We start from the raw sequence: 18,357 nt of genomic DNA, 5'->3' as shown, positions 1-18,357 counted from the left end.
GATGGCCCGCCGCCGCGATGGCGGACAATGGGTGAATGCCTTCCGTACTGCCCGACGGGGAACCCGTGCCCGACGACGGGACACTCCCCGCATCCGCGCTCGCCGACGGCGCGGCGCGGCCCCTCGGCTTCTATGTCCACGTGCCGTACTGCGCGACCCGCTGCGGCTACTGCGACTTCAACACGTACACCGCCGGTGAGCTGCGCGGATCCGGCGGTGTGCTCGCCTCCCGCGAGAACTACGCCGACACCCTGATCGACGAGATCCGCCTCGCGCGGAAGGTCCTCGGTGACGATCCGCGCGCCGTCGAGACGGTCTTCGTCGGCGGCGGCACCCCCACGCTGCTGCCCGCCGCCGATCTCGTACGGATCCTCGGCGCGATCCGCGAGGAGTTCGGCCTCGCGCCCGGGGCCGAGGTGACGACGGAGGCGAACCCGGACTCGGTCGACCCCGCGTATCTGGCCGCGCTGCGGGCCGGGGGCTTCAACCGGCTCTCCTTCGGCATGCAGAGCGCGAAACAGCATGTACTGCGGATCCTGGACCGCACCCACACGCCCGGTCGGCCCGAGGCGTGCGTCGCCGAGGCACGCGCGGAGGGCTTCGAGCACGTCAACCTCGACCTGATCTACGGGACCCCCGGCGAGAGCGAGGACGACTGGCGGGCCTCGCTCGACGCGGTACTCGGGGCCGGACCCGACCACGTCTCGGCGTACGCGCTGATCGTCGAGGAAGGCACGCAGCTAGCCCGGCGGATCCGGCGCGGCGAGATCCCGATGACGGACGACGACGTCCACGCGGACCGCTACCTGATGGCGGACTCCGTGCTCGGGGCGGCCGGGTTCGGCTGGTACGAGGTGTCGAACTGGGCCACCTCACAGGCCGCGCGCTGCCTGCACAACGAGCTGTACTGGCGGGGCGCCGACTGGTGGGGTGCGGGCCCCGGGGCCCACTCCCATGTGGGTGGGGTGCGCTGGTGGAACGTCAAGCACCCCGGGGCCTATGCATCCCGGCTTGCGGCCGGGATGTCGCCCGGGGCCGGGCGTGAGCTGCTCTCGGCGGAGGACCGCCGTGTGGAGCGCATCCTGCTCGAACTCCGACTCCTGTCCGGCTGCCCGCTGTCCCTCCTGCGCCCGGACGGCCTCGCGGCCTCCCGCCGCGCCCTGGAGGACGGTCTCCTGGAGCCCGGCCCCTACGCGGAGGGGCGGGCGGTGCTGACGCTGCGGGGGCGGTTGCTGGCGGATGCGGTGGTCAGGGACCTGGTGGACTGAGGGCCGGGTTCGGCTGGGCTTCAGCCCGTCCGGCGTTTGAGGACGAGCGCGTTCAGCGCGATACGGGGGTCCGGGGGCTATGCCCCGGTTTCCGGAAGGGGCGGGGCGGGGAGAGAAGCCCGCCGCAGGCGCCACTCCAGCTCAGCCGCCGTCCACCGTCACGAAGTCGATCAGCTCCTCCACCCGCCCCAGAAGCTCCGGCTCCAGGTCCCGGAAGGAGCCGACCCGGGACAGAATGTGCTGCCACGCCGCCCCCGTGTTCGCGGGCCAGCCCAGCTCCCGGCACACCCCCGTCTTCCAGTCCTCGCCCCGCGGGATCCGGGGCCAGCCCCGGATCCCGACCGCCGCCGGCTTCACGGCCTCCCAGATGTCGATGTACGGGTGCCCCACCACCAGCACGTCCGCCCCGGTGACCGAGGCCGCGATCCGGGACTCCTTCGTCCCGGGCACCAGGTGGTCCACCAGGACACCGAGCCGCGCATCTGGCGCGGGCCCGAACTCCGCCACGATCGCGGGCAGATCGTCGATGCCCGAGAGGTATTCGACGACCACACCCTCGATCCGCAGGTCGTCACCCCAGACCTTCTCCACCAGCTCCGCGTCGTGGCGCCCCTCGACGTAGATCCGCCCGGCCCGGGCGACCCGCGCCCGCGCCGTGGGCACGGCCACCGAACCCGATGCCGTACGCGAGGGCCGCACCGGCCCGGGCGCGGCGGGCCGGGTCAGAGTGACGACCCGACCGTCGAGCAGGAACCCGCGCGGCTCCAGCGGAAACACCCGGTGTTTGCCGAAGCGGTCCTCCAACGTGACCGTCCCCGCCTCGCAGCGGATCACCGCCCCGCAGAACCCCGTCGTGACCTCCTCGACGACCAGGTCCGCGGTCGCCTCCACGGAAGGCACGGCCCGGGGCTTCTTCCAGGGCGGGGTGAGGTCGGGGCTGTAGCTGCGCATCCGTCCGACGATAGGAAGAGTCCGGGCCGGGTGTACGGCGACACGCCGAGCCGGATCCGGACCACTTACGCGACGCCGGACCACGTATGCGACGCCGGACCACGTACGCGACGGCGAACCGCTCACGCGACGCCGAACCGTTCGGCGAGCGCGGACCGCTGCGCACGGACGAAGGCTCCGTCGACCACCCCACCGTGCCCGGGCACGTAGCGGACGTCCGGCCGCGGCCCGCCGAGTTCGAGCAGCCGGTCGAGCGCGTGCGGCCACAGTCCGGGCGTCGCATCCGGCCCGGCCTGCGGCTCGCCCGATTCCTCGACCAGATCGCCGCACAGCACAAGACCGGCGTCCGGGACGAGAGCCACCAGGTCGTACGGGCTGTGCGCGGGGCCCGCCAGGGACAGCAGGACGTCCCGGCCGCCCAGGTCGAGCGACCAGTCGTGGGTGATGAGGTGGTGCGGCCGGATGACGATTTCCGTCGAGGAGGCGGCGTCGCCCTCGGGCAGCCCGTGGCGTACCGCATCGCGCGCGAGCTCCTCCCGGCCGGTGTTCAGGATCCGGTCCATCCCGGCGGCCGCGTAGACTCGCACGCCCGCGAACGCCCCCGTACCGAGCACATGGTCGAAGTGCGGATGGCTCAGCGCGATATGGGTGACGCGGCGCCCGCCGAGCAGTGCCTGCGCCTGCCTGCGGATCTGAGCGCCCTCGCGCAGCGACGCGCCCGTGTCGAAGAGCAGTGCCCCGGTGGAGCCGGCGACCAGCGCGACGGTCGCGTCCCAGACCGGGAGCCGCCGACGGCCGATCCCGTCGCCCAGCTCCTCCCACCCGAACTCTTCCCACCTGATGTCCATAGCGTGACGCTAACCGCATCAGAGGGGATCGGCCTTGCTAGGGCGCCACCCGACGGCCGTACACTGACCATGCGGTTTTGCTGGCACTCACCTCGTACGAGTGCCAGAGGAGCCGGATCGGGGCCGGAAGGGAGGCCCGGGCGGGCGACAGATGGAGGTGCGCGGATGCTCAGTGAACGCAGGCTGGAGGTGCTGCGCGCCATCGTCCAGGACTATGTGGGCACCGAGGAGCCGGTCGGCTCCAAGGCCCTCACCGAGCGGCACAAGCTCGGGGTCTCGCCCGCGACCGTCCGCAACGACATGGCGGCCCTGGAGGACGAGGGCTTCATCGCCCAGCCGCACACCAGCGCGGGGCGGATCCCGACCGACAAGGGCTACCGGCTCTTCGTCGACAGGATGGCCGGGGTCAAGCCGCTCTCGGCCGCGGAACGGCGCGCCATCGAGAACTTCCTGGACGGCGCCGTCGACCTCGACGACGTCGTCGGCCGCACCGTACGGCTGCTCGCGCAGCTGACCCGGCAGGTCGCCGTCGTGCAGTACCCCTCGCTGACCCGGTCCACGGTGCGGCATGTGGAACTTCTCTCGCTCGCACCCGCCCGTCTGATGCTCGTGGTGATCACGGACACCGGACGGGTGGAGCAGCGCCATGTCGACTGCCCGGCGCCGTTCGGCGAGACCTCGCTCGCGGATCTGCGGGCCCGGCTCAACAGCAGGGTGGCGGGACGCCGGTTCTCCGACGTGCCGCAGCTCGTCCAGGATCTGCCCGAGTCCTTCGACCCGGGCGACCAGGGCACCGTCGCGACCGTCCTCGCGACGCTCCTCGAAACCCTTGTCGAGGAGTCCGAGGAGCGCCTGATGATCGGCGGCACCGCCAATCTGACGCGCTTCGGACATGATTTCCCGCTCGTGATCCGGCCGGTGCTCGAAGCGCTCGAGGAGCAGGTCGTGCTTCTCAAGCTGCTGGGCGAGGCCAAGGATCCGGGCATGACCGTACGTATCGGGCATGAGAACGTCCATGAGGGGCTCAACTCCACCTCGGTCGTCTCGGTCGGCTACGGTTCGGGCGGCGAAGCAGTCGCCAAACTCGGCGTGGTCGGCCCGACCCGCATGGATTACCCCGGAACGATGGGAGCAGTACGCGCAGTGGCACGTTACGTCGGACAGATCCTGGCGGAGTCGTAAGTGGCCACGGACTACTACGCCGTACTCGGCGTGCGCCGCGACGCTTCCCAGGACGAGATCAAGAAGGCCTTCCGGAGGCTTGCCAGGGAACTTCACCCGGATGTGAATCCGGATCCGAAGACCCAGGAGCGCTTCAAGGAGATCAACGCCGCCTACGAGGTGTTGTCGGACCCGCAGAAGAAGCAGGTCTACGACCTCGGAGGCGACCCGCTGTCCCAGGCGGGCGGCGGTGGCGCGGGCGGCTTCGGCCAGGGCGGGTTCGGGAACTTCTCGGACATCATGGACGCGTTCTTCGGTACGGCGTCCCAGCGCGGACCCCGTTCGCGTACCCGCCGCGGCCAGGACGCCATGATCCGGCTCGAGGTCGAGCTGGACGAGGCGGCCTTCGGGACCACGAAGGACATCCAGGTCGATACGGCCATCGTGTGTTCGACGTGTTCCGGTGAGGGTGCCGCGCCCGGCACCTCCGCGCAGACCTGTGACATGTGCCGCGGCCGCGGTGAGGTCTCGCAGGTCACGCGGTCCTTCCTCGGCCAGGTCATGACCTCCAGGCCCTGCCCGCAGTGCCAGGGTTTCGGTACGGTCGTGCCGACGCCGTGCCCCGAGTGCGCGGGCGACGGGCGGGTGCGTTCGCGCCGGACCCTGACCGTGAAGATCCCGGCCGGTGTCGACAACGGCACACGCATCCAGCTCGCCGGCGAGGGCGAGGTGGGCCCCGGAGGCGGGCCCGCCGGTGACCTCTACGTCGAGATCCACGAGCTGCCGCACCCCGTGTTCCAGCGGCGCGGCGATGACCTGCACTGCACCGTGACCATCCCGATGACGGCGGCGGCGCTCGGCACGAAGGTGCCGCTGGAGACGCTCGACGGGCTCGAAGAGGTCGACATCCGGCCCGGTACGCAGTCGGGGCAGTCGATCCCGCTGCACGGGCGGGGTGTCACGCATCTGCGCGGCGGCGGGCGCGGTGACCTCATCGTGCATGTCGAGGTGCTGACGCCTTCGAAGCTGGATGCGGAGCAGGAGCGGCTGCTGCGTGAGCTTGCGGCTCTGCGCGGGGAGGAGCGGCCCACGGGGCAGTTCCAGCCCGGACAGCAGGGGTTGTTCTCCCGGCTGAAGGACGCCTTCAACGGGCGCTGAGTTCCGGTATCCGGGGGCTTCGCCCCCGGATGTCCGTATCCGACCCGTGGATGGGGGCTGAATGGTGAGCGATCTCTGCCCGGTTCCGATTGTGCAGGCCCCCATGGCCGGGGGTGCCTCCTGTCCCGCGCTCGTCGCCGCCGTCTCGGAGGCGGGCGGGCTCGGGTTTCTCGCCGCCGGGTACAAGACCGCCGACGGGATGTACCAGGAGATCAAGCAGACCCGCGGCCTGACCGGCCGGCCCTTCGGCGTGAACCTGTTCCTGCCGCAGCCCGACACCGCCGACCCGGCCGCCGTGTCCGTGTACGCGGACCAGCTCGCCGGTGAGGCCGCCTGGTACGCGACTGAGCTCGGCGATCCCGAGAGAGGCCTCGACGACGCCTTCGACGCCAAGCTGGCGCTCCTGCTCGACGACCCCGTGCCCGTCGTCTCCTTCACCTTCGGCTGCCCGGGCCGCGAGATCCTCGACGCCCTGGCCGGCGTCGGCACGTACACCGTCGTCACCGTCACCACGCCCGAGGAGGCGCAGGCCGCGCAGTGGGCCGGTGCGGACGCAGTCTGTGTGCAGGGCATCGAGGCCGGCGGGCACCAGGGCACGCACCGCGACGATCCCGAGGCGGAGGGCAGCGGGATCGGTCTCCTCTCGCTCGTCACCCAGGTCCGCGAGACCATACGGCTGCCGCTCATCGCGGCCGGCGGGCTGATGCGCGGCAGCCAGATCGCGGCGGCGCTCGCGGCGGGCGCCGACCTGGCCCAGCTGGGCACCGCCTTCCTCGTCTGTCCCGAGTCCGGAGCGAACGTGCTGCACAAACAGGCCCTGACCAACCCCTTGTTCGTACGCACGGAACTGACCCGTGCCTTCACCGGGCGCCCCGCCCGCGGCCTGGTCAACCGCTTCGTGCGCGAGCACGGGCCCTACGCGCCCGCCGCGTATCCGCAGGTGCACCACCTGACCGGCGGCCTGCGCAAGGCCGCCGCGAGGACCGGTGACGCGCAGGGCATGGCGCTGTGGGCCGGTCAGGGGCACCGGATGGCGCGGGAGTTGCCGGCCGGGCAGCTCGTGGAGGTGCTGGAGGCCGAATACCGTGCGGCGGCCGCCGAGCTGGGTTCGCGAGGTGCGGCATGACCGCCCCCGTCTTCGTGGTCGAGTCCCTCGAAGGGGCCGCGCCCGGTGCGCTGCTGACCCTGGACGGGCCCGAGGGGCGGCATGCCGTCTCGGTGCGCCGGCTGCAGTCCGGTGAGGAGATCGTGCTCACCGACGGGCAGGGGCGCGCGGCCGCCGGGACCGTGCAGCGCACGGAGGGCAAGGACAAGCTCTTCGTCGAGGCCGCCGAGCTGCTGACCGAGCCCGAACCGAGCCCGCGCATCACCGTCGTACAGGCGCTGCCCAAGGGCGACCGGGGCGAGCTTGCCGTGGAGACGATGACGGAGACCGGGGTCGACGCGATCGTGCCGTGGGCCGCCTCGCGCTGCATCACGCAGTGGAAGGGCGAGCGGGGCGTGAAGTCCCTCGGCAAGTGGCGGGCGACGGCCCGCGAGGCGGGGAAGCAGTCGCGGCGGCTGCGGTTCCCGCCGGTGGCGGAGCTGGCGTCCACCAAGCAGGTGGCGGCGCTGCTCGCCGAAGCGGACTTCGCGGGCGTCCTGCACGAGACGGGCAGCGAGCCGCTCGCCTCGGCCGAACTGCCCGCCTCGGGGTCGGTCGTGCTCGTGGTGGGGCCCGAAGGCGGTGTCTCTCCGCAGGAGCTGGAGAGCTTCGCGGCGGCCGGTGCCCTCCCGTACCGGCTCGGGCCCAGCGTCCTGCGCACGTCCACGGCGGGAACGGCCGCGGCGGCGCTGCTGCTCGGGCGCAGTGGGCGCTGGGGGTAGGGCTTCCTCGGCCGGTTCGGCCCCCTCGGCCCCTCGGCCCCTCGGCCCCTCGGCCCCTCGGCCGGTTCGGCCTGATCCGCCGGACGGCCCTGGCGGCGCTCCCCGTGGGAGGTGGCGCGCTGCCCCCCCGGTAGCGGCGGCCGTCACTTCCCCGGTCGGCAGTCGCACGTCGGCGGGTGCACGGTGACGGTCCGCGTCACCGTGACCGTCGGCCCGGGCCGGTTGTCCGGTGGCCGTGAACGCGGCGTGTAGTCCGCGCAGTTGCCCAGGACGTCCGCCCGCAGCACGGTCTTCCCCGCGACCTTCCCGGTGAGGTCCCCGCGTACGCACGCACCGCCGCGCTCCTCGGTCACCTTCCCGGTGAGGGTGATCTCTCGGTCGTCCTCGGTGCGGCCTTCGCAGTCGACGGTCGCGATGCTGCGCACGGAGGGGGACTTGGCGGCGGTGGAGGCGCCTCCGTTGCCCCGGCCCTCGCCCTCTCCCAAGGAGGCACCGCAGTTGAGCCACTGGACCTCGATGCCCTTCTTCTCCAGCGCGTCGGTGCCTTTGCGGTCCGTGGTGAGCGCCACCGCGGCCGTACTGAGCTCCCCGTCCACCGGCTGACACGCCACGACCCCGAGCGCGGCACCCGCCACCACCGCCCCAGCGACAACGACCCGCCGACCACGTAAGCGCCTCAAAGCCCCCATACGGGACAGGTTCCCACCGAGCACGCCGCAGCGGAAGAGGGCCCGCCCCGGGGCAGGGCCCGCCCCGGGACGGACCCGGTGACGCGTGGACAACGGTGACACCGAACCGGCGAGCGGTCGTCCGGGTCACATCCGCGTGGACGGCGGCTCCGTGATGTGCCGCGGGCGCCCGCAGGGCGCGGGCCGCTTGTAGCATGCGCAGGAAATGATCGACGGACTTGAGGGAGGCGGCCCCATGGCCGGAGAACCGCAGGCCGACTGCCTGTTCTGCAAGATCGTGGCCGGGGAGGTGCCGGCCACCGTCGTGCGGGAGAGCGAGACGACCGTGGCCTTCCGGGACATCAACCCGCAGGCGCCCACGCACATCCTGGTGATCCCCAAGGTGCACCACCCGGACGCCGCCTCGCTGGCCGCCGCCGAGCCCGCGATCGCGGCCGACGTGCTGCGCGAGGCCGGGGCGGTCGCCGAGGACGAGAAGCTGGAGAGCCACCGGGTCGTCTTCAACACCGGCTCCGGCGCCGGACAGACCGTGTTCCACGCGCACGCCCATGTGCTGGGCGGGCGGGGGATGCAGTGGCCGCCCGGATAGGCACGGTGTCGGCTTCCCTCAGCTACGAGAGTCGGTAGGTCTCCTTGTCGTCACGCGAATGCGTGCTGCTCGGCACCGCGAGTCAGGTGCCCACCCGGCACCGCAACCACAACGGCTATCTGCTGCGCTGGGACGGCGAGGGCATCCTCTTCGACCCGGGCGAGGGCACCCAGCGCCAGATGCTGCGGGCCGGGGTCGCCGCGCACGACATCAACCGGATCTGCATCACGCACTTCCACGGCGACCACTCGCTCGGGCTCGCGGGCGTCGTCCAGCGCATCAACCTCGACCGCGTCCCGCACCCGGTCACCGCGCACTACCCGGCGAGCGGCGGGCACTTCTTCGAGCGGCTGCGGTACGCGACGGCCTACCGCGAGACCGTGCAACTGGCCCAGGAGCCGGTGGCGCAGGACGGCGTCCTGGCCGAGACACCCGCGTACCGCCTCGAAGCCCGGCGGCTCTCGCACCCCGTCGAATCCTTCGGCTACCGCCTCGTCGAACCCGACGGGCGGCGGATGCTCCCCGAGGCGCTGCGTGCGCGGGGGATCTCCGGGCCCGACGTGGGGCGGCTGCAGCGGGAGGGCTCGCTCGGGGGCGTGGCCCTCGAGGACGTCAGCGAGGTGCGGCGCGGGCAGCGGTTCGCCTTCGTCATGGACACGCGGCTGTGCGAGGGCGTGTACGCGCTGGCGCAGGCGTGCGATCTCCTCGTCATCGAGTCGACCTTCCTCGACGAGGACGTACAACTGGCCGAGGACCACGGGCATCTGACCGTGGGCCAGGCCGCGGGGGTGGCGCGGGAGGCCGGGGTGCGGCATCTCGTGCTGACGCACTTCTCGCAGCGGTACACCGACCCCGGCGAGTTCGAACGGCAGGCGCGGGCGGCCGGGTTCGAGGGGGAGCTGACGGTGGGCGCGGACCTGCTGCGGGTGCCCGTCCCGAAGCGGAGCGCGTAGGCCGACAGGTCACATGGCCGTCCGGGGCCGACAGTTCACATGGCCGTTGACCGTGCCGACAGGTCACATGGCCGGCCGTTCACATGGCCGTCCGGGGTCGGCCGTTCACATGGCCGCCCGCTCCAGGATGCGGGCCGCCACCGCCGGTGAGTCGACGAGCGGATGCAGGGCGAGGGCCCGGAGCGCGGCCTCGCGGTCCTTGAAGACCGCGGCCTCGATCGCCGCCCGCTCCACCGCCTTCAGCTGCAGCATGAGCCCCAGCTCGGCCGGGCCGAGCGGCGCGCAGGGCAGCGGGCGGGCGCCGCCCGCGTCCACCTCGCAGACCGTCTCGATGATCGCGTCGGCAGGGAGTTCGGGGACGGTTCCGTCGTTGCGTACGTTCAGGATCAGCCGGGTCGGCGCCGCACCGCCGGTCCGCTCCCCGGCGCCGGTGGACAGGGCCCGCATCAGGGCCAGCGCCACCCGGTCGTAGCCCCCGCCGTCCAGATCGCAGGCATCGCGCTCCCAGCCGCCGCTCGCCGCCCGTGCCTCCGCCATGTACGTGGACTCGCGTTCGCGCCGGGCCGCCTCCCACAGGGAGTGGGCCCGTGCGGGATCGGCGGCCGCGCGGGCGAAGAAGCCGCCCTGCTGCTGGTCGAGGAACTCGCCGCGCGTCTCGGCGGCCGCCTCCGCGGCGGCCAGGGTCTCGCGGCGGAAGTAGTAGTAGTGCAGATACTCGTTGGGGAGCGAACCGAGCGCGCGCAGCCACTTGGCGCCGAACAGCCGCCCCTCCTCGAAGGAGCCGAGTGCCGCCGGATCGGCCAGCAGCGAGGCCAGCAGGTCCGTGCCGTCGGGGCCGGTCAGCCTCCGCAGCCAGCCGAGATGGTTGAGCCCCACATAGTCGTACGTCACCGAGTCCGGCGCCGCTCCCGCCGCGCGCGCCGCACGCCGTACGAGCCCCACGGGAGAATCGCAGATGCCGATCACCCGGTCACCGAGCACCGAGGCCATCGCCTCGGTGACCATGCCCGCCGGGTTGGTGAAGTTGATGACCCGGGCGCCGGGCGCGAGCGCCTCGACGCGCTCGGCGATGTGCAGGGCGACCGGGATCGTGCGCAGCCCGTAGAGCACCCCGCCCGCGCCGACCGTCTCCTGGCCGAGCACGCCCTCGCCGAGCGGTACACGCTCGTCGCGCACCCGGCCCGCGGTGCCGCCGACGCGGATCGCCGAGAAGACGAAGTCGGCGCCGCGCAGGGCATCGTCCAGGCCGTCCGCGATCCGCAGCGCCGGGCCGCCCCCGGGCAGTCCCGCGATCACCGCCCGTACGACATCGAGCCGCGTGCGGTCCGTGTCGTACAGCGTCAGCTCACTCACCTCGGAGCCGAGCAGCGCCCCGTACACCAGCGGCACGCGGAAACCGCCGCCGCCCAGAATCGTCAGCCTCATGCCACGGAACGTACCCGAGAGCCGCCCGCGGAGGCGGTTCTCGGGGATTGTCGGTGGCATGCGGCAGACTGGCCGCATCTGCTGGCACATCCCGTACGGAGCACCAGGTGAGCGCTATCGACGGCAGCGTGCCGGGCGGCGGCGGAGGCCGACCCGGACCGGCGAGGATCCCGGCCGACGGCGAGGGCCGCGCGGAGCCCTTCCCGCGCTCGGGATGCCATGCCGACAGTGATCCCATCGCCGCGCTGCGCACGCCCGGTGCGCCGCCATGGGACGTGTATCTGACCGGCAATGTCTTCCTCGACATCATCTTCACCGGCCTCGACTCCGCGCCCGTGCGCGGCACCGAGAGCTGGGCCCGCGGCATGGGGCAGAGCCCCGGCGGCGTGGCCAACATGGCGACTGCGCTCGCCCGGCTCGGGCTGCGCACCTCGCTCGCCGCGGCTTTCGGGGACGATCACTACGGTTCGTACTGCTGGCAGGTACTCGAAGAGGGCGAGGGCATCGACCTCGCGCACTCGCGCACGGTGCCCGGCTGGCACTCGCCCGTCACCGTCTCGATGGCGTACGAGGGGGAGCGGACGATGGTCTCGCACGGCCACGACGCCCCGCCCGCCGAACCCGCGCCCGACTGCCCGCCCCGCTCGCGTGCGGCGATCGCCTCGCTGGCGCCGGGGGTGCGGGAGGAATGGGTGGCGCAGGCCGCCGCGAAGGGGGCGCTGATCTTCGCGGATGTCGGCTGGGACGACAGCGGACGCTGGGATCTCGCCGGGCTCGCGGACCTCGAACACTGCGAGGCGTTCCTGCCCAATGCCGAGGAGGCGATGCGGTACACGCGCACGGACTGCCCGCGGGCGGCGGCCCGCGCGTTGACCGCCCACGTACCGCTCGCGGTCGTGACGCTCGGCGCGGAGGGCGCGTACGCCGTGGACGGGCGGACGGGGGAGACGGCCGAGGTGCCGGCGATCGCGGTCGAGGCGCTCGATCCGACCGGCGCGGGGGACGTCTTCGTGGCGGGCTTCGTCACCGGGACGCTCGCGGGCTGGCCGCTCGCCGACCGGCTCGCCTTCGCCGGTCTCGTCGCCGCGCTCTCCGTCCAGGAGTTCGGCGGCTCGCTCTCGGCGCCCGGGTGGGTGGAGATCGGGGCGTGGTGGCGCCGGATCCAGTCCCACGAGGACCAGGACCCCTCGGCCCTGCTGCGGTATGCGTTCCTGGAGGACCTGGTCCCGGAGTCGGCCCGCCCCTGGCCGCTGCTGCGGGCTGTCCCGACGATCGGGTTCGGCCAACGCTGAGGACGGTCGGGCGCGCGCCCGGCTCTGCGGAGCCCCGCCCCGACGCTGCTCCGCCCCGACGCTGCTCCGCGGCGGCGGTGGTGTGCGGGCCGGGGGGGAAGCCGCCTCAGGCGGCGGGCGTGGTGGAGCGCACCGTTCCGTCCGGCCCTGCGAGCAGCACCGGAGTCCCCGCGCCGCCGAGGTCCCGTACGGCCGCGAGGTCCTCCGCCGGGAGTGCCTCGGCGCCGCTCACCACGGCCGCCGCCTCCAGCGACCGCGCCCCGCTCGCCACGGCCATCGCGACGGCCGTGCGCAGCGCACTCAGCTGCAGCGATGCGAGCGCCACGGTGCCGGCCACATACGTGCGCCCGGTCTCGTCGCGTACGGCGGCACCCTCGGGCACCTCGTTGCGGGCGCGGGCGCTGCGGGCCAGCGTGACGATCTTCTGGTCCTCGGGGGAGAGGGTGTTCTCGGTCATGGGGCGAGCATATGGGGGCGCCCCTCCCGTACCGGCCGACGGGTCCGCGGAGCCCTTTTTCCGGCACGCCGGTCGGTCCCTCGGCCCGCCACGGGGTACAGGGCCTCCGCCGTACAGGGCGGCGAGGGCGCACCGGTTCACCCGCAGTGCCCTCGCCACCCGGTGGGGGGGGGAGACCCGCTGGGGCGTGCGCCGGAAAATGGGGTCCGCCCTGTCGGTGGTGAGTCGTACCCTTGGCAGTGCAAGGTCCGTCCAGGTGGGCGGAGCCCCGTACGAGGAGGACGACCTCAGGCCATAGCGCCGGCCCATGACTCAGACACCCACAGCTCAGCCCTCCGCGCAGGGCCCTGCTCGAGCCCACTTCACCGTGCCCGCCAAGCACCCCATGGTGACGGTCCTCGGCTCCGGAGACGCCCTGCTGCGTGTGATCGAAGAGGCCTTCCCGGCGGCCGACATCCATGTCCGGGGCAATGAGATCAGCGCCGTCGGCGACCGGGAGGAAGTCGCCCTTGTACAGCGCCTGTTCGACGAGATGATGCTGGTGCTCCGCACGGGGCAGCCGATGACGGAGGACGCAGTGGAACGCTCGATCGCCATGCTCCGGGCGAGCGAGAACGGGGAGGGCGCCGAGGAGACACCGGCCGAGGTGCTCACGCAGAACATCCTGTCCTCGCGGGGCCGCACGATCCGCCCCAAGACCCTCAACCAGAAGCGCTACGTCGACGCGATCGACAAGCACACGATCGTCTTCGGCATCGGCCCCGCCGGTACGGGCAAGACCTACCTCGCCATGGCCAAGGCGGTGCAGGCCCTGCAGTCCAAGCAGGTCAACCGCATCATCCTGACCCGCCCCGCGGTCGAGGCCGGCGAGCGTCTCGGCTTCCTGCCGGGCACGCTCTACGAGAAGATCGACCCGTATCTGCGCCCGCTCTACGACGCGCTGCACGACATGCTGGACCCGGACTCGATCCCCCGGCTGATGGCCGCCGGGACGATCGAGGTGGCGCCGCTCGCGTATATGAGGGGCAGGGCGCAGCCGGTCTTCACGAACGTGCTGACGCCTGATGGCTGGCGTCCGATCGGCGACCTTCAGGTCGGTGACCTGGTCATGGGGTCGAACGGTGAGCCCACGCCGGTCCTCGGTGTCTACCCGCAGGGTGAGAAGGATGTCTACCGGGTCAGCGCACAAGACGGCTCCTGGACGCTCTGCTGCGGCGAACACCTCTGGACGGTCCGCACTGCCTCGGACAAGCGGCGCGACAGGCCGTGGCGGGTCCTGGAGACCCAGGACATGATCGGCAACCTGCGGGCAGCGCACGCGCGGCGGTATGAGCTGCCGATGCTGACCGCGCCGGTGGAGTTCCCCGAGTGCGAGGTCCCGATGGACCCGTACGCGCTGGGGCTGCTGCTGGGCGACGGATGTCTGACAGGCTCGACAACCCCCTCGTTCGCGACCGAGGACCCGGAGCTCGCGCACTTGCTGGAGGCGGCGCTGCCAGGGGTCAGCGTGCGCCACAAGCGCGGCCCCGATTACGTCCTCAACCGGGTCAAGTCTCCCGGCGACGTGGTCACGATGGAGAATCCGGTCAGCCGTGTGATGCGAGAGCTCGAACTGATGCCCTCGCGCTCGCACAACAAGTACGTACCGGACAGCTACCTGTACAACTCGTCAGCGGTACGGCTTGCTGTACTGCAGGGCCTTCTGGACTCCGACGGCGGTCCCGTCACGCAGAAGGACCGGACCTGCCGTATCCAGTTCACGACGACGTCGATCCTGCTCCGGGACGACGTGATCTCGCTGGTCCAGTCGCTCGGAGGCGTCGCGTACACCCGTCGTCGGACAGCCGAGGGCCGGGAGCCGGGGCTGGCGAACGGGCGGCCCGTGGAGCACCGCCGCGATGCTCACGTCGTCGACATCCGCCTCCCGGAAGACATCGAGCCCTTCCGCCTCGCCCGCAAGGCGGAGAAGTACCACGAGGCCGGTGGCGGTGGGCGCCCGATGCGGTTCATCGACAGCATCGAACCGGCGGGGCGTGAGGAGACGGTCTGTATCCAGGTCGCCGCCGAGGACTCGCTGTACGTCACGCAGGACTACCTGCTGACGCACAACACCCTCAATGACGCCTTCATCATCCTGGACGAGGCGCAGAACACATCGCCCGAGCAGATGAAGATGTTCCTGACGCGGCTCGGTTTCGATTCGAAGATCGTGATCACCGGCGATGTCACCCAGGTCGACCTGCCGACCGGCACGAAGAGCGGCCTGCGGCAGGTGCAGGAGATCCTGGAGGGCGTGGAGGATGTGAACTTCTCGCGGCTCACCTCGCACGACGTCGTCCGGCACAAGCTCGTCGGCCGTATCGTCGACGCCTACGAGAAGTACGACACCGAGCACGGGACGGAGAACGGCACCCACAAGGGGCGCCGGGACCGGGCCCGGGACACCAAGCGGAAGTAGCGAACGCACAGCCATGTCGATCGACGTCAACAACGAGTCCGGAACCGAGGTCGACGAACAGGCGATCCTCGACATCGCCCGCCACGCGCTCGCGCGGATGCGGATCCACCCGCTCTCCGAGCTCTCGGTGATCGTCGTGGACGCGGAGGCCATGGAACAGCTGCACATCCAGTGGATGGATCTGCCGGGGCCGACGGATGTCATGTCGTTCCCCATGGACGAGCTGCGGCCACCCATGAAGGACGACGAGGAGCCGCCGCAGGGTCTGCTCGGTGACATCGTGCTGTGCCCGGAGGTCGCCGAGCGGCAGGGCAAGGAGGCGCCGACGCAGCACTCCATGGACGAGGAGCTGCAGCTGCTCACCGTGCACGGCGTGCTGCACCTGCTCGGCTACGACCATGAGGAGCCGGATGAGAAGGCCGAGATGTTCGGGCTGCAGGCCTCGATCGTCGACGGCTGGCGTACGGAGCGCGGGCTGAGCGGCCCCTCGCCGGCGCCCACGGTCTCGTGAGTACCGCCCTGGTCCTGGGCGTCGTCGCCCTGGTGATCGTCGCGTGGCTCGCCTCCTGCGCGGAGGCGGGCCTCGCGCGCGTCTCCACCTTCCGCGCGGCGGAGGCGGAGCGCTCGGGCCGCCGGGGCAGCGCCAAGCTGGCGCAGGTCGCCGCCGATCCGACGCGGTACCTGAATGTGGCGCTGCTCGTGCGGGTGGCCTGCGAGATGGCGGCCGCCTCGCTCGTCACGTACGCCTGTCTGCGGGAGTTCGAGGAGACCTGGCAGGCGCTGGCGGTGGCGATCGGTGTGATGGTGCTCGTCAGCTATGTGGCGGTCGGTGTCTCGCCGCGCACCATCGGGCGTCAGCATCCGCTCAACACGGCGACGGCCGCCGCGTATGTGCTGTTGCCGCTCGCGCGGATCATGGGTCCGGTGCCGCGCCTCCTCATCCTGATCGGTAACGCGCTGACCCCGGGCAAGGGCTTCCGACGCGGCCCGTTCGCCTCTGAGGCGGAGCTGCGGGCGATGGTGGACCTCGCGGAGCAGGAGTCGCTGATCGAGGACGAGGAGCGCCGGATGGTGCACTCGGTCTTCGAACTGGGCGACACCCTCGTACGCGAGGTGATGGTGCCGCGTACGGACCTGGTGGTCATCGAGCGCTACAAGACGATCCGGCAGGCGCTCACGCTCGCGCTGCGCTCCGGTTTCTCGCGTATCCCGGTGACGGGCGAGAGCGAGGACGACGTGGTCGGCATGGTGTATCTGAAGGATCTGGCGCGCAAGACGCACATCAGCCGGGACGCGGAGTCGGAGCTGGTGTCGACGGCGATGCGGCCCGCTTCGTTCGTGCCCGACACGAAGAACGCCGGGGATCTGCTGCGGGAGATGCAGCAGGACCGCAACCATGTGGCGGTCGTGATCGACGAGTACGGCGGCACGGCCGGGATCGTCACGATCGAGGACATTCTGGAGGAGATCGTCGGTGAGATCACCGACGAGTACGACCGGGAGATCGACCCCGTCCAGGTGCTCGGCGACGGGTGCTTCCGGGTGACCGCGCGGCTCGACATCGAGGATCTGGGCGAGCTGTACGGGCTCGGGTCCTTCGACGACGACGATGTGGAGACGGTCGGCGGCCTGCTCGCCAAGGCGCTCGGGCGCGTCCCGATCGCGGGTGCCGGGGCGGTGGTGGACCTGCCGGACGGCCGGGCCCTGAAGCTCACCGCGGAGGCGGCGGCGGGGCGCCGCAACAAGATCCTGACGGTGCTGGTGGAGCCGGTGGCCGTGGCGGGACCGGAGGGTGCGGGCGTCGGCGAGGTCCGCTGAGTTGGTTTGAGTTCGTTGTCCAGGGAAGGGGCTGGCCGATGTTTCCGGCCGAACTGCGGACGTTCTGTCTCTCGTTCGACGCGGTGACGGAGGAGTTCCCGTTCAATGCGGAGACCTCCGTCTTCAAGGTGCTCGGGAAGATTTTCGCACTGTCCGCGCTGGATGCCTCGCCGCTGAAGGTCTCCTTGAAGTGCGATCCGGAGGACGCGGTACGGCAGCGGGCGCAGCATGCGGCGATCGTGCCGGGCTGGCATCTGAACAAGCGGCACTGGAACACGGTGACCGTCGACGAGCTCCCGGACGCGTTCGTCCGGGAGCTCGTCGAGGATTCCTACGATCTGGTGGTGGCGGGGCTGCCGAAGGCACAGCGGCTGCGGCTCGACCGGCCCTGAGCGGCCGGGCCGGGCACAAGGCCAGCCCCTGGCAGGCATCACCCCCACCATCGGGGACAATGGTCGTCATGAGCGCACCTTCCACCGAGCCGCAGGCAGAACACCACGCAGGTTTCGCCTGCTTCGTCGGCCGCCCGAACGCGGGCAAGTCCACCCTGACCAACGCTCTCGTGGGCCAGAAGGTCGCCATCACCTCGAACCGGCCGCAGACCACCCGGCACACGGTGCGCGGCATCGTGCACCGCGAGGACGCGCAGCTGATCCTGGTGGACACCCCGGGGCTCCACAAGCCGCGCACCCTCCTGGGCGAGCGCCTCAACGACGTCGTACGCACGACGTGGGCCGAAGTGGACGTCGTCGGTTTCTGTCTGCCGGCGAACGAGAAGCTCGGCCCCGGTGACCGCTTCATCGCCAAGGAACTCGCGGGCATCAAGAAGACCCCGAAGATCGCGATCGTCACGAAGACGGACCTCGTCGACTCCAAGACGCTCGCCGAACAGTTGATCGCCGTCGACCAGCTCGGCAAGGACCTGGGCATCGAGTGGGCCGAGATCATTCCGGTCTCGGCGGTCAAGGACGAGCAGGTCGGCCTGGTGGCGGATCTGCTGATCCCGCTGCTTCCGGAGAGCCCGCCGCTCTACCCCGAAGGTGATCTCACGGACGAGCCGGAGCAGGTGATGGTCGCGGAGCTGATCCGCGAGGCCGCGCTCGAAGGCGTACGGGACGAGCTGCCGCACTCCATTGCGGTGGTCGTCGAGGAAATGCTGCCGCGCGAGGGCCGCCCGGCGGACAAGCCGCTGCTCGACATCCACGCCAATGTGTTCATCGAGCGTTCCAGCCAGAAGGGCATCGTCATCGGCCCGAAGGGCAAGCGTCTCAAGGACGTGGGGATGAAGTCCCGCAAGCACATCGAGGCGCTGCTCGGCACACCGGTCTTCCTCGACCTGCATGTGAAGGTCGCGAAGGACTGGCAGCGGGATCCGAAGCAGCTTCGACGACTGGGATTCTGAGATGTTCGACTTTCTGATCGAT

General features: G+C 71.5%; 18 protein-coding genes. 13 read left to right on the top strand and 5 right to left on the bottom strand.

Features of this window, described 5'->3' with window-relative positions:
* Positions 1-35 precede the first annotated feature (35 nt).
* Positions 36-1,268, top strand: coding sequence for a radical SAM family heme chaperone HemW (gene hemW, locus ACLF6P_RS12820; RefSeq protein ID WP_415950281.1), 1,233 nt, complete (start codon positions 36-38; stop codon positions 1,266-1,268).
* Positions 1,269-1,409: 141 nt separating this feature from the next.
* On the opposite strand, the gene ACLF6P_RS12815 is transcribed toward hemW, so the two are convergent.
* Positions 1,410-2,219: a DUF3097 domain-containing protein gene (locus tag ACLF6P_RS12815; protein WP_415950280.1), complete on the bottom strand. Its 810-nt coding sequence runs from the start codon at positions 2,217-2,219 to the stop codon at positions 1,410-1,412.
* Between the two features lie 122 nt (positions 2,220-2,341).
* Entirely contained in the window at positions 2,342-3,067 is a 726-nt protein-coding gene (locus tag ACLF6P_RS12810) for an MBL fold metallo-hydrolase (RefSeq protein ID WP_415950279.1), read from the bottom strand.
* Between the two features lie 165 nt (positions 3,068-3,232).
* On the opposite strand from ACLF6P_RS12810, the gene hrcA reads away from it, so the two are divergent.
* From hrcA to ACLF6P_RS12790, 4 genes are all read left to right on the top strand, one after another.
* On the top strand, positions 3,233-4,249 hold the full coding sequence (gene hrcA / locus ACLF6P_RS12805) for a heat-inducible transcriptional repressor HrcA (protein ID WP_415950278.1): 1,017 nt from the start codon (positions 3,233-3,235) through the stop codon (positions 4,247-4,249).
* Positions 4,250-5,386: a molecular chaperone DnaJ gene (dnaJ, locus tag ACLF6P_RS12800; protein WP_415950277.1), complete on the top strand. Its 1,137-nt coding sequence runs from the start codon at positions 4,250-4,252 to the stop codon at positions 5,384-5,386.
* A gap of 61 nt (positions 5,387-5,447) precedes the next feature.
* On the top strand, positions 5,448-6,512 hold the full coding sequence (locus ACLF6P_RS12795) for a nitronate monooxygenase (protein ID WP_415950275.1): 1,065 nt from the start codon (positions 5,448-5,450) through the stop codon (positions 6,510-6,512).
* Entirely contained in the window at positions 6,509-7,252 is a 744-nt protein-coding gene (locus ACLF6P_RS12790) for a 16S rRNA (uracil(1498)-N(3))-methyltransferase (protein WP_415950274.1), read from the top strand. Before ACLF6P_RS12795 ends, ACLF6P_RS12790 begins: the two co-directional genes overlap by 4 nt.
* A gap of 143 nt (positions 7,253-7,395) precedes the next feature.
* Here ACLF6P_RS12790 and ACLF6P_RS12785 read toward each other — a convergent pair whose 3' ends face one another.
* Entirely contained in the window at positions 7,396-7,863 is a 468-nt protein-coding gene (locus tag ACLF6P_RS12785) for a hypothetical protein (RefSeq protein WP_415950272.1), read from the bottom strand.
* Positions 7,864-8,176: 313 nt separating this feature from the next.
* Between ACLF6P_RS12785 and ACLF6P_RS12780 the strand changes: the two genes are divergently transcribed.
* Together ACLF6P_RS12780 and ACLF6P_RS12775 are read left to right on the top strand one after the other, a co-directional pair.
* Positions 8,177-8,530, top strand: coding sequence for a histidine triad nucleotide-binding protein (locus tag ACLF6P_RS12780; RefSeq protein WP_415950271.1), 354 nt, complete (start codon positions 8,177-8,179; stop codon positions 8,528-8,530).
* A gap of 44 nt (positions 8,531-8,574) precedes the next feature.
* Complete coding sequence (locus tag ACLF6P_RS12775; protein WP_415950269.1) at positions 8,575-9,483, top strand: ribonuclease Z; 909 nt, start codon at positions 8,575-8,577, stop codon at positions 9,481-9,483.
* Positions 9,484-9,588: 105 nt separating this feature from the next.
* Here the strand turns inward: ACLF6P_RS12775 and ACLF6P_RS12770 are convergent, their stop codons facing one another.
* Complete coding sequence (locus tag ACLF6P_RS12770) at positions 9,589-10,908, bottom strand: family 4 glycosyl hydrolase (RefSeq protein WP_415950267.1); 1,320 nt, start codon at positions 10,906-10,908, stop codon at positions 9,589-9,591.
* 167 nt (positions 10,909-11,075) lie between these two features.
* Here ACLF6P_RS12770 and ACLF6P_RS12765 point away from each other — a divergent pair, with 167 nt between their 5' ends.
* A complete protein-coding gene (locus ACLF6P_RS12765) occupies positions 11,076-12,200 on the top strand; it encodes a carbohydrate kinase family protein (RefSeq protein WP_415950492.1) in 1,125 nt (374 codons plus the stop codon).
* Positions 12,201-12,306: 106 nt separating this feature from the next.
* Here the strand turns inward: ACLF6P_RS12765 and ACLF6P_RS12760 are convergent, their stop codons facing one another.
* A complete protein-coding gene (locus ACLF6P_RS12760) occupies positions 12,307-12,657 on the bottom strand; it encodes a cytidine deaminase (RefSeq protein ID WP_415950265.1) in 351 nt (116 codons plus the stop codon).
* Between the two features lie 307 nt (positions 12,658-12,964).
* Between ACLF6P_RS12760 and ACLF6P_RS12755 the strand changes: the two genes are divergently transcribed.
* From ACLF6P_RS12755 to era, 5 genes are read left to right on the top strand one after another with little or no spacing between them, the layout of a single operon-like run.
* Positions 12,965-15,115, top strand: a complete 2,151-nt coding sequence (locus ACLF6P_RS12755; RefSeq protein ID WP_415950264.1) for a PhoH family protein — start codon at positions 12,965-12,967, stop codon at positions 15,113-15,115.
* 13 nt (positions 15,116-15,128) lie between these two features.
* Positions 15,129-15,626, top strand: coding sequence for an rRNA maturation RNase YbeY (gene ybeY, locus ACLF6P_RS12750; protein ID WP_415950263.1), 498 nt, complete (start codon positions 15,129-15,131; stop codon positions 15,624-15,626).
* Positions 15,623-16,933, top strand: coding sequence for a hemolysin family protein (locus ACLF6P_RS12745; protein WP_415950262.1), 1,311 nt, complete (start codon positions 15,623-15,625; stop codon positions 16,931-16,933). Before ybeY ends, ACLF6P_RS12745 begins: the two co-directional genes overlap by 4 nt.
* Before the next feature lie 38 nt (positions 16,934-16,971).
* On the top strand, positions 16,972-17,325 hold the full coding sequence (locus ACLF6P_RS12740) for an MmcQ/YjbR family DNA-binding protein (RefSeq protein WP_415950261.1): 354 nt from the start codon (positions 16,972-16,974) through the stop codon (positions 17,323-17,325).
* 59 nt (positions 17,326-17,384) lie between these two features.
* Complete coding sequence (gene era, locus ACLF6P_RS12735; RefSeq protein WP_415950260.1) at positions 17,385-18,335, top strand: GTPase Era; 951 nt, start codon at positions 17,385-17,387, stop codon at positions 18,333-18,335.
* Positions 18,336-18,357: the final 22 nt, after the last annotated feature.

Source organism: Streptomyces lothianensis, assembly GCF_047779955.1.
GTDB lineage: Bacteria > Actinomycetota > Actinomycetes > Streptomycetales > Streptomycetaceae > Streptomyces.
This window is presented reverse-complemented; position numbering and strand designations above follow the sequence as displayed.

Coding starts and splice junctions, on each gene's coding strand:
- hemW (WP_415950281.1), top strand. CDS start 36: ATGCCTTCCGTACTGCCCGACGGGGAACCCGTGCCCGACGACGGGACA.
- ACLF6P_RS12815 (WP_415950280.1), bottom strand. CDS start 2,219: ATGCGCAGCTACAGCCCCGACCTCACCCCGCCCTGGAAGAAGCCCCGG.
- ACLF6P_RS12810 (WP_415950279.1), bottom strand. CDS start 3,067: ATGGACATCAGGTGGGAAGAGTTCGGGTGGGAGGAGCTGGGCGACGGG.
- hrcA (WP_415950278.1), top strand. CDS start 3,233: ATGCTCAGTGAACGCAGGCTGGAGGTGCTGCGCGCCATCGTCCAGGAC.
- ACLF6P_RS12795 (WP_415950275.1), top strand. CDS start 5,448: ATGGTGAGCGATCTCTGCCCGGTTCCGATTGTGCAGGCCCCCATGGCC.
- ACLF6P_RS12790 (WP_415950274.1), top strand. CDS start 6,509: ATGACCGCCCCCGTCTTCGTGGTCGAGTCCCTCGAAGGGGCCGCGCCC.
- ACLF6P_RS12780 (WP_415950271.1), top strand. CDS start 8,177: ATGGCCGGAGAACCGCAGGCCGACTGCCTGTTCTGCAAGATCGTGGCC.
- ACLF6P_RS12770 (WP_415950267.1), bottom strand. CDS start 10,908: ATGAGGCTGACGATTCTGGGCGGCGGCGGTTTCCGCGTGCCGCTGGTG.
- ACLF6P_RS12760 (WP_415950265.1), bottom strand. CDS start 12,657: ATGACCGAGAACACCCTCTCCCCCGAGGACCAGAAGATCGTCACGCTG.
- ACLF6P_RS12755 (WP_415950264.1), top strand. CDS start 12,965: ATGACTCAGACACCCACAGCTCAGCCCTCCGCGCAGGGCCCTGCTCGA.
- ybeY (WP_415950263.1), top strand. CDS start 15,129: ATGTCGATCGACGTCAACAACGAGTCCGGAACCGAGGTCGACGAACAG.
- ACLF6P_RS12740 (WP_415950261.1), top strand. CDS start 16,972: ATGTTTCCGGCCGAACTGCGGACGTTCTGTCTCTCGTTCGACGCGGTG.
- era (WP_415950260.1), top strand. CDS start 17,385: ATGGTCGTCATGAGCGCACCTTCCACCGAGCCGCAGGCAGAACACCAC.